The sequence below is a fragment of the Acidimicrobiales bacterium genome (assembly GCA_033344915.1).
In the GTDB taxonomy this organism is placed as follows: domain Bacteria; phylum Actinomycetota; class Acidimicrobiia; order Acidimicrobiales; family Aldehydirespiratoraceae; genus JAJRXC01.
Map to the genome: position 1 here is coordinate 3,518,798 of JAWPML010000001.1, position 13,564 is coordinate 3,532,361.

16 protein-coding genes are annotated in these 13,564 nt (G+C 68.0%); 8 read left to right on the plus strand and 8 right to left on the minus strand.

The genetic code is table 11. From position 1 onward, the window contains the following. Positions 1-46: 46 nt before the first annotated feature. On the minus strand, positions 47-1,408 hold the full coding sequence (gene dnaA / locus R8F63_16960) for a chromosomal replication initiator protein DnaA (protein MDW3220301.1): 1,362 nt from the start codon (positions 1,406-1,408) through the stop codon (positions 47-49). A gap of 426 nt (positions 1,409-1,834) precedes the next feature. Between dnaA and rpmH the strand changes: the two genes are divergently transcribed. The 8 genes from rpmH (at position 1,835) to R8F63_17000 (ending at position 7,299) form a co-directional block, all read left to right on the plus strand. Next, positions 1,835-1,969 (plus strand): 50S ribosomal protein L34, encoded by a 135-nt coding sequence (gene rpmH, locus R8F63_16965; GenBank protein ID MDW3220302.1) that lies wholly within the window; start codon positions 1,835-1,837, stop codon positions 1,967-1,969. Continuing rightward, positions 1,966-2,307, plus strand: coding sequence for a ribonuclease P protein component (rnpA, locus tag R8F63_16970; protein MDW3220303.1), 342 nt, complete (start codon positions 1,966-1,968; stop codon positions 2,305-2,307). The genes rpmH and rnpA overlap by 4 nt, the downstream gene beginning before the upstream one ends. Then, positions 2,307-2,537, plus strand: coding sequence for a membrane protein insertion efficiency factor YidD (gene yidD, locus R8F63_16975; GenBank protein MDW3220304.1), 231 nt, complete (start codon positions 2,307-2,309; stop codon positions 2,535-2,537). Before rnpA ends, yidD begins: the two co-directional genes overlap by 1 nt. Then, positions 2,538-3,704 carry a YidC/Oxa1 family membrane protein insertase gene (locus R8F63_16980; protein ID MDW3220305.1) on the plus strand — a complete coding sequence of 389 codons (1,167 nt, stop codon included), beginning with the start codon at positions 2,538-2,540 and terminating at the stop codon, positions 3,702-3,704. A gap of 92 nt (positions 3,705-3,796) precedes the next feature. Beyond that, complete coding sequence (gene jag, locus R8F63_16985) at positions 3,797-4,759, plus strand: RNA-binding cell elongation regulator Jag/EloR (GenBank protein ID MDW3220306.1); 963 nt, start codon at positions 3,797-3,799, stop codon at positions 4,757-4,759. After that, positions 4,752-5,363 (plus strand): RsmG family class I SAM-dependent methyltransferase, encoded by a 612-nt coding sequence (locus tag R8F63_16990; protein ID MDW3220307.1) that lies wholly within the window; start codon positions 4,752-4,754, stop codon positions 5,361-5,363. Before jag ends, R8F63_16990 begins: the two co-directional genes overlap by 8 nt. Positions 5,364-5,609: 246 nt before the next feature. Beyond that, positions 5,610-6,410, plus strand: a complete 801-nt coding sequence (locus R8F63_16995; GenBank protein MDW3220308.1) for an AAA family ATPase — start codon at positions 5,610-5,612, stop codon at positions 6,408-6,410. Then, positions 6,397-7,299 (plus strand): ParB/RepB/Spo0J family partition protein, encoded by a 903-nt coding sequence (locus tag R8F63_17000; protein MDW3220309.1) that lies wholly within the window; start codon positions 6,397-6,399, stop codon positions 7,297-7,299. The genes R8F63_16995 and R8F63_17000 overlap by 14 nt, the downstream gene beginning before the upstream one ends. An 83-nt stretch (positions 7,300-7,382) precedes the next feature. Here the strand turns inward: R8F63_17000 and R8F63_17005 are convergent, their stop codons facing one another. The 7 genes from R8F63_17005 to R8F63_17035 form a co-directional block, all read right to left on the minus strand. Further along, positions 7,383-8,384 carry a peptidoglycan-binding protein gene (locus R8F63_17005; protein ID MDW3220310.1) on the minus strand — a complete coding sequence of 334 codons (1,002 nt, stop codon included), beginning with the start codon at positions 8,382-8,384 and terminating at the stop codon, positions 7,383-7,385. A 102-nt stretch (positions 8,385-8,486) separates the two neighbouring features. Beyond that, positions 8,487-8,813 carry a thioredoxin gene (gene trxA / locus R8F63_17010; GenBank protein ID MDW3220311.1) on the minus strand — a complete coding sequence of 109 codons (327 nt, stop codon included), beginning with the start codon at positions 8,811-8,813 and terminating at the stop codon, positions 8,487-8,489. Positions 8,814-8,941: 128 nt separating this feature from the next. Continuing rightward, the gene (trxB, locus tag R8F63_17015) at positions 8,942-9,898 is read right to left on the minus strand and encodes a thioredoxin-disulfide reductase (protein MDW3220312.1); all 957 of its coding nucleotides are present in this window, start codon (positions 9,896-9,898) and stop codon (positions 8,942-8,944) included. A 73-nt stretch (positions 9,899-9,971) separates the two neighbouring features. After that, positions 9,972-10,385, minus strand: coding sequence for a hypothetical protein (locus R8F63_17020; protein MDW3220313.1), 414 nt, complete (start codon positions 10,383-10,385; stop codon positions 9,972-9,974). Between the two features lie 11 nt (positions 10,386-10,396). Further along, positions 10,397-11,428, minus strand: coding sequence for a hypothetical protein (locus tag R8F63_17025; protein MDW3220314.1), 1,032 nt, complete (start codon positions 11,426-11,428; stop codon positions 10,397-10,399). Positions 11,429-11,444: 16 nt separating this feature from the next. Continuing rightward, complete coding sequence (locus R8F63_17030; protein ID MDW3220315.1) at positions 11,445-12,017, minus strand: sigma-70 family RNA polymerase sigma factor; 573 nt, start codon at positions 12,015-12,017, stop codon at positions 11,445-11,447. 34 nt (positions 12,018-12,051) lie between these two features. Then, positions 12,052-13,551 carry a serine/threonine-protein kinase gene (locus tag R8F63_17035; protein MDW3220316.1) on the minus strand — a complete coding sequence of 500 codons (1,500 nt, stop codon included), beginning with the start codon at positions 13,549-13,551 and terminating at the stop codon, positions 12,052-12,054. Positions 13,552-13,564 lie beyond the last annotated feature (13 nt).

The window sequence follows — 13,564 nt, forward strand, 5'->3', positions numbered from 1 at the left end:
GTGTGGTCCACCATGGGTGCCCAGCTCGTCCCCAGCATGGTCCCCATCAGTTGGGGTGCGTCAGGCGGTGCTGGAGCTCGGTGACCTTGTCGAAGATCTGTTGGCGCTCCCCCATCCGGGCCTCGATCTTGCGGACCGCGTGCATGACCGTCGTGTGGTCGCGGTTGCCGAAGGCCTTCCCGATGTCGGGGAACGACAGATCGGTCATGTTGCGGGTGACGTACATGGCGACCTGACGGGCATCGACGAGAGGTCGCCGGCGGGACCCGCCGGTGATCTGGTCGACCTCGAAGCTGAACATCTCGGCGGTGAGGTCGATGATGCGTTCGGCGGTGACCGGGGGCTTCTCGGCGTTCGTGATCAGATCGCTGAGCACCAGCGCAGCGAGGTCGATGTCGAGTGGCTGCTGGGTGAGGTTCGCGTAGGCCGTCACCTTGATGAGCGCACCCTCGAGTTCGCGGATCGAGTCGGTGATGTTCTCGGCGATGAAGTTGAAGACGTCGTCGGGGATGTCGACGGTCTTCGATTCGGCCTTGCGGCGCAGGATGGCGAGGCGGGTCTCGAGGTCGGGCCGTTGGATGTCGGTGATCAGTCCCCACTTGAACCGGCTCCGCAGCCGATCCTCGAGCGTGGGGATGGCGTCCGGGGTGCGGTCCGACGACAGCACGATCTGCTTGTTGTTCTGGTGGAGCTCGTTGAACGTGTGGAAGAACTCTTCCTGGAGTCCTTCCTTGCCCTCGATGAACTGGATGTCGTCGATGAGTAGGACGTCATTGTCTCTATAACGTCGTTTGAACTCGGGCTGGGTGTTGGTGCGGATCGCTTCGACGAACTCGTTGAGGAACGTCTCCGTGGACACATAACGAACCCGGTAGGTCGGGTAGTGATCGGCGACATAGTGCGCGATACCGCGCAGGAGGTGGGTTTTCCCCAGCCCCGAATCGCCGTGGATGAACAACGGGTTGTAGCTCGCGGCCGGCGTCTCGGCCACGCTCAGGGCGGCCGCATGGGCGAAGCGGTTCGACGGTCCGATGACGAAGTGCTCGAAGGTGAACTTCTCGTCGCGTCCGCCCTCGAGGCCGGCGACCACACCGGGCGCCTTCGGCGGATCGTCGGGGGAACGCAGATCGGCGGCGGGGACGTCGAACGCGACCTCGTCCCAGTCCGTGTCGATCTCCACCCGCACCGTGACATCGGTGCTGGTCTCCTCGATCGCGTCCTGGACGAGACCGAGATAGCGGCCTTCGATGCGTTCCTTCTGCAGGCCGTTGGGGACGACGATCACCAACTCGCCCTCGTCGAATGCGACTGCCTTGGCGCCGCTGAACGTGGTGCGCCAGACGGCGTCACTCACCTGGGCACGAATACTCTCTGCGCAGGTGGTCCACAGACCATCGGCGTCCCCCATCTCGTCCACGTGCAATCCTGTCTCCACAGCCGCGTCCACAGGTGTGGACGACCCTCCGAAACCCCGCCGGAAGGATGCGGCGGACGATGGCAAAAATGCCAAGCTCCACGGGTGCACTCCGACCGGTGTGGGCGGGCAACATACCAATGTTGTGGATAGCCGCAAGCCGAACGACGAGAGTGCCGCGAAAGACCAGTCCAGAGCCGGTTTCGCGAGATCGAATTACATCAATGGAACATCAAATACCATCAGTGTCATTCACTCCGGACTCAGGCGCCCGCCGTCGCGCCGGCGGGACCCAGTTCTTCCCGGTGGTTGTTGCCCGAGCCGGCGGGCCATACCGTGACGAGTTGACGTCATCGGTTTCGACGATTCGAAGCCGACTTTCTGCGGTGCCGACTCCTGCCCGCAACTCGGAGGATCACAATGAAGCGGCCGTATCAGCCCAACGTGCGCAAACGGGCGAAGAAACATGGGTTCCGTTCGCGCATGAGCACCCGCGGAGGACGCGCGGTGCTGCGTGCTCGTCGTCAGAAGGGCCGAGCTCGCCTGTCGGCGTGATCGATCGGCTCCGCGGCCGTGCCGCCTTCGATCGCCTTCGGGCCGAAGGTCGCCGTCATGGTTCGGGGCCGATTCGCCTGGTCTCCCGGCTTGATTCCACCCAGAACGCACGCATAGCGTTCGCAATCCCACGGACAGTGGGAAATGCGGTGGAACGCAACCGGATTCGGCGCCGGATCCGAGCGATCCTCGACGAAGAAGCCCGCATGAACCCGGACTTCCCCGCTCGAGGTGACCATCTGATCCGCATCACCTCGCCGATCGACGACTGGTCACCGACGACACTGCGTTCGACCATGCACGACCTCCTGCATCCGCCGGCCGACGAGGCCCGCTGATGGGACCGGTCGCGCGCCTGATGCGTTCTGCCGTGCGCGGCTACCAACGTCTCTTCGCCGGCCGCCCGTCGCCGTGCCGGCACGTGCCGTCGTGTTCCACCTACGCGGTGGAGGCACTCGAATGCCACGGTGCGGCCCGCGGTGGCTGGCTCGCCACCAAACGACTCTGTCGATGTCATCCGTGGGGCACCCACGGCTATGACCCCGTTCCCGCCCCGCAGGAGCCCTAGATGTTCAACTTCATCGCCGATGTCCTCGCCTTCTTCTACGACGTCTGGCCGTCGTACGGCGTTTCGATCATCTTCCTGACGCTGGCGGTGATGATCGTCGCGACACCGCTCACCCTCAAGAGCACCCGGTCGATGCTGCAGATGCAGCGCCTCCAGCCCGAACTCAAGGCCATCCAGAACCGGTACAAGGACGACCGGCAGAAGATGAACGAGGAGTTGATGGCCTTCTATCAGGAGAACGGCATCAACCCGCTGGGTGGCTGTCTCCCGATGCTGATCCAGCTGCCGATCTTCCTGGTGTTGTTCCGCGTGGTCCAGGGCATCACCCGTCGCTCCACGGGCATCGGCACACAACTCGGTTGGATCGCCGGTCGCGACGGGGCGGGAGGGACCCTCGACGTCACGACGATCGGCTCGACCGAACGGACGTTCGACCCAGAGAACCTGTCGATCGACAGTGCCATGTACGAGCGGCTCCATCAGGCCACGGAGATGAAGTCGTGGGGGCTCGATCTCTCCCGCACGGCCCAGCAGGTGGTCAGCGACAACATCATCGAGGCGCTCCCCTACCTGCTCCTGATCGTGATCGTCCTCGCGTCCAGCCTCTACCAGCAGCGTCAGATCCAGGGGCGCAACACCGGCGCCCAGGTGAACCCGCAACAGCAGATGATCATGAAGATCCTGCCGTTCATGCTGCCGGTCTTCAGCTTCACGATGCCGGCCGCCCTGGTCATCTACTTCGTCGTCTCGAACCTCTACCGCATTGGTCAGCAGGCCTACATCACCCGCTCGCTGTACAGCGGTGACGACAGCCCGGGAGCCCAGCTTGCCCGCCAACGCGAAGCAGATCGTAAGTCGTCCAAGGGAGCCGACCGAGGGTCGGGCGGGCGCACCACGCCGAAGAAGGGCGAACCGACCCCGAAGCGGGGGGAGCCGAAGGCGGCCGCGAAGGGCGCAAAGGGCGCCAAGGGTGGCCAGACCGCCAAGGGCGGATCCAAGGGATCCGGGGGGAACAAGTCCGGCGGGAAGTCCGGCGGCAAGTCCGAGAAGACGAGAGCGAAGGCGACGGGTGCCGGCCGTACCGGCAAGGCACCGAGCCGACAGGCCCGTGGGAGCGGTCGAACGACCGAGCCCGGGTCGCCGCAACACAAGAAGCGCAAGAAGTAGACCGACCGCGCCGCGCCGCCCCGCCGATCGGGTTGCGGCCTCTGGATGACGCGTCGTCGGGTGCCTTGCGCACCGCATGAGAGGAGCAAACGATGGAGTGGGTGGAGAGCACCGGCTCGACCATCGAGGAAGCGAAAGAGCGTGCGCTCGATCGCCTCGGGGTCCACAGCGATGATGCCGAGTTCGAAGTCATCGGCGATGTCAAGACCGGCCTGTTCGGCCGAGTGAAGGAAGAGGCTCGCGTTCGCGCTCGGGTTGCGCCCGCGACGCCGCGAGCGAAGGACGAGCGTCGCCGGGGCAAGAGCCGCAGTGGCCGCGACGGCCGCAGCGGTGGGGCCGGCGGCAATCGTGGAGGACGCGGTGGCGGCAATCGCAACCGCGGTGGTCAGGGCCGCAACCGCGACGACAACCAGCAGGGCGGCAAGGGCCGTGCATCGAACGGCGAAAACGGCAAGAATGGCAACCGGCGTTCGCCGAAGGCCGACGCCGGCGCTGCCGCCTCGAACGACAAGAGCAACCGCGGCCGCAGGGCCGACAACCAGAAAAGCAGGGATCAGATGAGTGACGACGAGCCGACGATGCCGTTGACCGAGCAGGCGGACCTCGCCGAGGCTTTCGTCACCGGCCTGGCGGAACGATTCGGCACGGATGTGTCGTTCACCCGTGAAGACGTGGAGGACGATGAGATCCGCATCACGGTGTCGGGGGAGGACCTCGGGCGCCTGATCGGTCACCGTGGCACCACGGCCGGCGCCATCGACGAGCTCGTCCGCACGGTTCTGCAACGCCAGGCCGGGTCGAGCCGCAACGGCCGCATCCGTGTGGATGTCGGCGGTGTGCGGGCCCGGCGGGCCGAGGCGCTCGCCAACTTCGCCCGGGCCCAGGCCGCCGAGGTGCGTGAGACGGGCGACGCCCGCTCGCTCGAGCCCATGTCGCCCGCGGACCGCAAGGTCGTTCACGATGCGCTGACCGACGAGGAGGGCGTGGACACGACCTCTGAGGGCGAGGACAATCGTCGTCGTGTCGTGATCATCCCGGTGGGAGACGGTGACTGATCCCGTTTGGGATCGGCTGGACGCCGCGTGGACGCCGGCTCGACAGGCCGGAGTCCTCGGAAGCGCCAGCGTCGAAGAACTGCGTCGTCATGCGGCCGGGTACGTCCCGGCCGCATGCGGCGTTTTGGGGCACGGTATCGACCTCGGTTCTGGTGCCGGGGTTCCCGGGGTGATCCTCGCCCTGCTCCACCCCGCGTCGACGTGGCATCTGGTGGATGCCAGCGAACGACGGTGCAGCCTGCTGCGCCGGGTCGTGCACGAGATGGAACTCGACGAGCGGGTGATCGTCCACCATGCTCGGGCCGAGGACCTCGGTCATGACGCAACGTATCGAGATTTCGCCGACCTGGTGGTGGCCCGGCTGCTCGGTCCGGTGGCGGAGACCGTCGAGGTGGCGGTTCCCCTGCTCGACGCGGACGGCGTCGCCGTCATCTCGGTGGATGATGCGAGCGCGAATCGAGCGTCTGCGGCCTCGGTCGCGGGACTGTCGCTCCAGGTCCGCAGCGAAGACGTGGGCGCCTACCTCGAGGTGCGCCGCACCGGGGATGTTCCCGCCTCCTGGCCCCGTCGTACATCGACCCGGCGCCGCGCTCCCCTGTTCTGACCCTGGTTGCTCTCATCCAGTGATGCCGGTGTGTTCCACGTGAAACATCGGCATGAGGGCGCAACCGGCCGTAACCACCTCGCTCGACCTGTTTCACGTGAAACAGGACGATCCGGAGAGAAATGTGGAAAAGCCGGGCAGTTTTCCACAAGGATGCTTGACCGTCGATAGTCGGCAGGCGAGGATGGTCCGGGCTCGGGAACGGGCATACTCGGAGCCGACCGCTCCATGAAGGGAGAGTGCCTCGTGGCATTCGTTGCAGAGGACGCGACCCCCGCGTCCGGTCCCCGTGTCTTCGCGGTGGCCAACCAGAAGGGTGGCGTGGGCAAGACCACGACCACGGTCAACCTCGGTGCCTGTTTCGCAGAGCTCGGCCAGCGAGTCCTGATCGTCGACCTCGACCCGCAGGCCAACGCGAGCACCGGCCTCGGTCTGAACCCCCGCCAGCTCGACTACTCGCTGTACGACGTCCTCCTCCAGGACGTGCCGATCGAGGATGTGATCGAGCCGGTGTCGGTCAAGGGGCTCTATGTCGCCCCGGCGAGCCTCGACCTGGCCGGCGCGGAGATCGAGCTCGTTCCGGCCTTGAACCGCGAGCGCAAGCTCAAGGAGGCGATCGAGAGCGTCGCCGACGACTATGACATCGTCCTCATCGACTGTCCCCCATCGCTCGGTCTGCTGACGATCAACGGGTTGACGGCGGCCAGCGAGGTGCTCGTGCCGATCCAGACCGAGTACTACGCCCTCGAGGGCCTCGGTCAGCTGATCCGCAATGTGGATCTGGTCACCCGGAATCTGAATCCCACCCTCGAACTCAGCACCATCGTGCTCGTGATGTTCGACGCCCGTACGAAGTTGTCCGGTCAGGTCGCCGACGAGGTTCGGGAGCACTTCGGCGACAAGGTCTGTCGGCAGGTGATCCCCCGCACGGTTCGCCTCAGCGAGGCCCCGTCGTTCGGGCAACCGATTACCGCATTCGATCCCATGTCGCGGGGGGCAATCGCCTACCGTGAGCTCGCAAAGGAGATTCTCGGTGGCGAAGCGTAGTGGACTGGGAAAGGGGCTCAGCTCGCTGATCCCCGCGGACGTCACGACCGATGGCGCCGTCTATCGTGAGATCGACGTCAAGGATGTCGTCCCGAACCGGTATCAACCCCGGGAGCATTTCGACGAGGAGACGCTGAACGCACTGACCGCCTCCATTGCCGAGATCGGGGTCATCCAACCGATCGTCGTGCGCGAGACCGGTGACGGCACCTACGAGCTGATCGCGGGGGAGCGGCGGTGGCGGGCCGCCACCCGCGCCAACCTTCCGGCCATCCCGGCCCTCGTGCGCGGTGTCGATGATCTCGCCAGCCTGGAGACCGCGGTCGTGGAGAACCTCCACCGCCAGGATCTCAATGCACTGGAGGAGGCCGCCGCGTACCAGCAGCTGATCGAAGACTTCGAACTCACCCAGGACGAGGTGGCCAAGCGTGTCGGCCGATCCCGATCGGCGGTCGCCAACACCATTCGCCTGCTCCAGCTGCCGCCGACGGTCCAGCGTCTGGTGATCGAGGACCAGATCTCCGCCGGCCACGCCCGCGCCCTGCTGGCCACCCCCGACCGCGGGCAACAGGAGTCGCTCGCCAAGCAGATCGTCGCCGACGGACTGACCGTTCGCCAGGTCGAGGAGTTGCTGAAGGGCGATGGCGACGACTCCGAGCCCGAACCCGAGGACGAGGCGCCGCCCGCCCGCTCGTCGAAGGGATCCACACCGTCACCGGTCGCCGAGCCGGGGGTGCTCGAGCTCGAAGAGCTGCTGGCGGCGCGGCTCTCCACTCGGGTGTCGGTGAAGATCGGCAAGGGACCGGGCAAGCTGGTCGTCGACTTCGCCGACCTCGATGACCTGGAACGGATCTATCGGGTGATCACGCCGCCGGGAACGGTCGTCTAGCCGCTCACCGAAGCGGGCGCCGTCGGCAAACTTCTGACAGTGCTACTGTCAAAAGATTCGCTCGCGACACAGGTGGCTGGGGATCAGGCTGTGGAAAGCGGGGGGTCATCCCCAGCTTCAACGCACCACGTGGTTATGGCTTCACGCAACGCGTCGGTGACGGCCGCGGCGTGTTCGACGACCAGGTTCGCGGGGCCGAGGCGACACCAGACCGCGGGCATGCGGGTCTCGCGCAGGATGGGCAGCCGCATCCCGGCGGCCGCGATGGGCGCCGGCAGCAGGGAGGTCAGCCGATCCGCGCACTGGTGGGCGAGGGCCCGGCCTCCGTGGGACGTGAATCCCTCGATCTCGAAGTAGGAGACATGGTGGCCGGCGTCGGCGAGGGTCAGACCGACGTAGACGCTGCCGTCCCACTCGTTCGCGGCGCGGGCCTGGTCCGACAGGTCGGGTTGGTGCATCGTCAGCACCTCGGCCCCGTCGAGGCGCAGTCGACGGGCCAACCCGTCGACGATCGCCGGCAGCCCGCCCTCCTCACCGATCACGATGCGTTCACCGACGAGCCCGGAGTGGCTGCGGAGCCGCTCGAGGTCACGAACCTCGGCGACCGTCTTGTCGCCCGCCGTGCGCCCGGCCAACCGTTGCAGCGCCGCAACCGTCTCCCGACCGACGACGCCGTCGCCCGTGAGCCCCTGATTGTGCTGGAAGTCGCGCACGGCCCGTTCGGTGTCGGGACCGAAGATCCCGTCGAGCCAACCGGCGTCGAAACCGAGGCTGCCGAGCCGGTGCTGGAGGTCGGTCACGTCGTCGCCGCGGGTCATGGGGGAGCGCAGGTAGATCATCCGGTCGCCCAGCCGATGGTCGGCGTCGACCAGAGCGGTCCAGGTCTGGCGCGCGCAGATGCCGTCCTCCACGAGCTTGCGCGACGCCTGGAAGGCGCGCAGCGCCTTCTCCGTGTGATCGTCGAAGTCGTCGCTGTCACCGGTGTCGTGGAATCCGGCGGCGACGAGGCGTTGATGCAGATCGCGCACGGCCGGACCGCTGTCCCCGCGCCGTAGCGGGAGTCCGGGTGCATCCGTCGTCGACATGATGGGAGCAGGGTAGTGGAGGCGCGGGCACGCGAAACGGCCGCCCCGAAGGACGGCCGTATCCGTGGGACCGCCCGGATCAGGCGGTCGGGTATGGGGGACTCAGAGGTACTCGGCGATGTCGTCGACGAGCGCCTGCTTGGGCTTGGCGCCGATGATGCGCTTCGCCTCCTCACCGTCCTTGAACAGGATCATGGTGGGAATGCTCATCACCTCGAAGCGCCGGGCGATGTCGGGGGCCTCGTCGACGTTGAGCTTCGCGATCTTGATCGCGTCGCCCTTCTCGTCCGCGATCTCCTCGAGGATGGGGGCGATCATCTTGCAGGGACCACACCACTCGGCCCAGAAGTCCACGAGCACGGGGGTGGTGGACCCGCCGATCTCCTCGTCGAATGTGGCATCCGAGAGCGTGCCTACTGATCCAGCCATGGTGGTCCCTTTCGTTGAACCGTTCGATGCAGAGAACGTCGTGGTCGGTGCGGATATTCCCCGACCGACATCACCCTATCTGTGCTGTCTGTTCGCTGTTCGCTCAGTACTCTTCGTTCGCTGTTCGCTCAGTGCTCCTCGAGCCAGCGTTCGGCGTCGATCGCGGCCATGCAGCCCGATCCGGCCGCGGTGATGGCCTGGCGGTAGACGTCGTCCTGGACGTCGCCGCACGCGAACACCCCTTCGACGTCGGTGTAGGACGAGTCCGGCTTCGTCACCAGATAGCCGTTGTCCTTCAGCTCGAGCTGACCCTCGAAGAGGGACGTGTTGGGCTTGTGGCCGATGGCGACGAAGACGCCGCCGAATTGAACATCGTTCACTTCGTCCGTCTCGACATTGCGGAGCCGCAGCCCGGTGAGCTGACCCTCGCCGAGGTACGCCTCGACGACGGTGTTCCACATCATCTCGATCTTGGGATTGTCGAAGGCCCGCTGCTGCATGATCTTCGAGGCCCGCAACTCGTCGCGACGGTGGATGATCGTCACCTTGCTGCCGAAGCGGGACAGGAAGCTCGCCTCTTCGACCGCGGAGTCCCCGCCGCCGATCACCGCGATCTCCTGATCCCGGAAGAAGAACCCGTCACAGGTGGCGCAGGTGGACAACCCGTGGCCGACGAGCTCGGTCTCGTTGGGCAGGCCCAGCATGAGCGACTGGGCGCCGGTCGACACGATCACCGTCCTCGCCAGATGAGTCGGTTCGGCGGCGTCGGGGTCGCCGACCCACACCTTGAACGGACGTTCGGAGAAGTCGACGCGTGATGCCTTCACCGTCTCGATCTCGGCCCCGAAGCGCACCGCCTGGGCCCGGAAGTTCTGCATCAGGTCGGGTCCCATCACGCCGTCCGGGAAGCCGGGGTAGTTCTCGACGTCGGTGGTGAGCATCAGCTGTCCACCGGGCTGATCGCTCGTACTGCTCGGTTCGCCCTCGAGCACGAGCGGCGCCAGGTTGGCGCGGGCGGAATAGATCGCCGCCGTGAGCCCTGCCGGCCCGGACCCGATGATGATGACGTCACGAATGTCGCTCACGTGCACTTCCCTGTCTCGAAGATCTCGAAGGTACCGGTGCGTCCAACCGGGTAGACCCGGTGGGCATTCCCGGTCAACTGGCGATGGCGTAGGCGATGATCGACACCGTGATCACGATGTTCACGATCAGCGCGATCCACAGCCGGGCCGTGCCGGAACTCCGGCGGCTCACCCAGAAGCCGAAGCCGAAGATCGACAGCGTGCCGCCGATGTAGAGGTGGGCGGCCCAGGTGGCGTCGCCCACGCCGGTGCCGATCGGCAGGTACGCATCGGCCAGCCGCACGAGCACGACGACGAGGAAGACGATCGACGCGATCACGAAGATCATCGCCACGAGACCGAACACGAGCGCCCGCACCGCCCGCACGGCGTTCTCGGTACCCACCTCGCGGGCCCGGTCGATCATGTCGAGCACGCGGTCGACCAACCCGGTCACCATGTCGGCACCCGGGGGCGCTGCCTCGGTCGTGGGGGTCTCGTCGGCCATGGCGTCGGAGCCTATCCCGCAGGATTCAGCTCCACCGACTCGATGACCGTGCAGTCGGATGCGTCCACGACATGGGCGACGACCCGCCCGTCGGCGAGGGCGTAGAGAAGGATCGCCACCGGCGCGCCGTTCACCGTCGCGGTGGCATCGTCCACGGCGAGGATCGGGGCGAGTGCCGCTTCGAGGTCGCCGATCTCGGCGACGCAGTCGCCCAGGCCGACCGTCAGGAGCCGTTCGCGCCGTTCGTCGTCCAGGTTCGCCGCATCGTCCTGGGACCCCTCGTTCGTTTCCGTGCCGTCGCCGAGGATCGATGCGGCGACCGCGTCGTAGCGGTCGACGATCTCGTTGCGCAGCGCGTCCGTCGTCGGGTAGTCGGTGAAGCCATCGGCGAACGGCTCGATCCCGTAGCGGAACGCGAAGCTCTTCAGCGATTCGGTGCCGGGGGCCATCGTGGCGCCGACGTCGTCGGTGGTGCCGTCGCCGGCGCCGTCCGCCTCGGGCGCGTCCGCGAGCTCGCTCTCGTCGGCGCCCGCGGCCCCATCGTCGGCCTGGGCGTCGAACTCGCCGCCGCCACCACCGTCGTCGCCGCCATCGTCGGCCGCCCCGTTCCGAGAGCTGTCGGCGGCCGCGATCTCGGCGGTGGCCTCGGCGTCACCGGCGCCGGCGAAGTCGTCGTCGGAGTCGCCGCGGTCCACGAGGTTCGGGAGGGCGACCGCCAGCAGGAGGACCCCGGCCGCCGCCGTCGCGATCCGCACGCCCCACCGCCGTGTTCGGGCGGCGCGGGCCGCGGCGAGGTCGGTGACGTCCGGCGTGGTGGAGCCGGCCGCGATCGCGGCGGCGATGAGCGAGTCGCCGTGTGCGGTGTCGAGCGGGGGCACCGGCGTCGCCGTGAGTGCCGCGGCGCCGCGGAGCTGGGCGAGGCGGGCCTGCATCTCCGGCTCGGCGGCGAGGCGTGCCTCGAGACGCGCCCGTTCGTCGGCGGTGAGGTCACCGTCGATGAAGGACGAGAGAAGCTCGTCGTCGGAAGCGGAGAAGTCGGTCATGGTCGGTCTTCGGGCACTACGGGGTCTGACGTTCGGGAGGCGGGGTCTGGTTCCCGGCAATCGCGTCGGCGAGGCGGGATCGGCCGCGGGCGATGCGGGAGCGGACGGTGCCGGGCGCGATGTCGAGCACCTCGGCGATCTCCGCGTAGTCGAGACCGGCGACGTCGCGTAGCACGACGGCGGTGCGGAACTCGTCGGGGAGCAGGGCGAGTCCGCGGTCGACGTCGATCGCGGCCGCCACCGTCTCGGCCGGATCGCGCGGTGTCGACCCGCCGAGGGGCTCGAGTCCGGCGGTCTCGTACTCCGGCAGACCGGGTTCGGCCCGGCGACCACGGCGCCGCAGCTCGTCGAGGCACGCGTTCGTGGCGACGCGATACGCCCAGGTGGAGAACTTGGCCCGCCCGTCGAAACGGGGGAGTCCCTTCACGATCGCGATCAACGCCTCCTGTGTGGCATCGAGCGCGTCGGCGTCGTTGCCCGCGAGTCGACGACAGACCGCGTGGATGCGGTCCTGATGCGCTCGCAGCAGCTGGTCGAGGGCCCGTTGGTCCCCCCGCTGCGCGGCGCTGATCAGCGTCGATTCGTCCATCGGAGCGATCCGCGGACCCTAGCCGAGCGCCCGGTCACCGGATCGTGACCTCGACGACGTTCATCCGGATCGGCAGCGGCCCCTCGCCGAGGTCGGTGAACCAGAGGACGACGGTCGATCCCGTGGCGTCGAGGGGCACGGAGGCGATCGTGGGAAGACCGCCGGCGCGGGCGACCGGCGAGCCGAAGTCGGCGATCGCGTCCGCCCCGCCGGGATCGACGTCCGTCACGACGTGGACCGCCACGGCCCAGTCGGTGGACGACTGGGTCCGAATGGTCACCTCGTCGAGGTCGTGCACGGTGTCGAGCTCGAGGATCAGCCCGACGCCGGACTTCGTGCCGAAGGTGCGGCTTCCGTAGCGCTCGGTGGGCCAGCTGGTCGCGGTGTCACCGTCGATGGCATCCGCGGCGCGGTCGTTGTGCTCCCCGGCCGGACCGGATCCCTCCGGGTCGAACGCCGTCGCCGCCACGATCCGGATGTCGCCGTCGGCCGCCGCGGGGGCCGGGTCGTCGTCCAGTGTCGTGATGAGCGTCCAGCCGAGCGCGGCGATCGCGATCATCACCAGCAGGCCGACGAGACGGGGCCACCGGCGTCGCCGCGGCCGGCGGGCCGGCGGTGCCGTCGTCGCCACGGCGATCGTCGGCTCGTCCCGTCGGGGCGGCTCGGCCGGCCGCGTCCGATCCCGTGGCGCCGGGGCCGGCGGCGGGGGCGGGGCGGGGAGCCCGGAGCCGCCGAGGATCGCGGATGCGAACGCCGCCGTGCTCGGCCATCGGGCCTCCGGTTCGCGGGCGAGGCCGCGCATGATCGCGCCCGCGAGATCCGCCGGCACCTCGGGTCGGACCCGGCCGAGGTCGGGCGCGTCCTCCTCGAGCCGGGCGATCGCGGTGGGCAGGTCCCCGTCGCGCAGCCACGGCGGCCGGCCGGCGAGGCACTCGTAGAGGACGGCGGCGAGTGCGAACACGTCGGTCCGGCCGTCGAGCGCCGTGCCCTGAACCTGTTCCGGCGCGAGGTACTTGGCCGTGCCCAGCACGATGCCGGTCGCCGTGCGGTCGCCGGCGTTGGCCGTGGCGATCCCGAAGTCCGTCAGCTTCGGCGTGCCGCTGGGTGTGAGCAGGACATTGGCCGGCTTGACGTCGCGATGCACGAGGCCGTGGCGGTGGAGCTCTCCGAGCCCGGCGCACAGGTCGACGCCGAGTCCGGCGACCTCCGCCGGGCGCAGGCCGCCATCGTCGAGCCGTCGGCGCAGGTCCGGTCCGTCGACCCACTCCATGACGATTCCCGGGTGGTCGGTGGTGGAGTCGTAGACCGCCACGAGATTCGGATGGTTCACGGTGGCCGCGGTGCGGGCCTCCGCGCGGAACCGGCTCAGGAGCTCGGCGTCCTGGAGCAGATGGTCGTGGAGGAGTTTGACGGCCACGATGCGGCGGAGGAACTCGTCCTCGGCCTGCCACACGTTCGCCGTCGCGCCGGAGGCGCGAGAGGTCAGGAGTCGGTACCGCTCGTCGAGGAGCGTGCCGGATTTGACCGCAGCCACGCCGCGGACGGTA

Bases quoted from the DNA above. Each gene is read 5' to 3' on its own strand.
- dnaA (MDW3220301.1), bottom strand. From the start codon at position 1,408: ATGGGGGACGCCGATGGTCTGTGGACCACCTGCGCAGAGAGTATTCGT.
- rpmH (MDW3220302.1), top strand. From the start codon at position 1,835: ATGAAGCGGCCGTATCAGCCCAACGTGCGCAAACGGGCGAAGAAACAT.
- yidD (MDW3220304.1), top strand. From the start codon at position 2,307: ATGGGACCGGTCGCGCGCCTGATGCGTTCTGCCGTGCGCGGCTACCAA.
- R8F63_16980 (MDW3220305.1), top strand. From the start codon at position 2,538: ATGTTCAACTTCATCGCCGATGTCCTCGCCTTCTTCTACGACGTCTGG.
- jag (MDW3220306.1), top strand. From the start codon at position 3,797: ATGGAGTGGGTGGAGAGCACCGGCTCGACCATCGAGGAAGCGAAAGAG.
- R8F63_17005 (MDW3220310.1), bottom strand. From the start codon at position 8,384: ATGTCGACGACGGATGCACCCGGACTCCCGCTACGGCGCGGGGACAGC.
- trxA (MDW3220311.1), bottom strand. From the start codon at position 8,813: ATGGCTGGATCAGTAGGCACGCTCTCGGATGCCACATTCGACGAGGAG.
- R8F63_17020 (MDW3220313.1), bottom strand. From the start codon at position 10,385: ATGGCCGACGAGACCCCCACGACCGAGGCAGCGCCCCCGGGTGCCGAC.
- R8F63_17025 (MDW3220314.1), bottom strand. From the start codon at position 11,428: ATGACCGACTTCTCCGCTTCCGACGACGAGCTTCTCTCGTCCTTCATC.
- R8F63_17030 (MDW3220315.1), bottom strand. From the start codon at position 12,017: ATGGACGAATCGACGCTGATCAGCGCCGCGCAGCGGGGGGACCAACGG.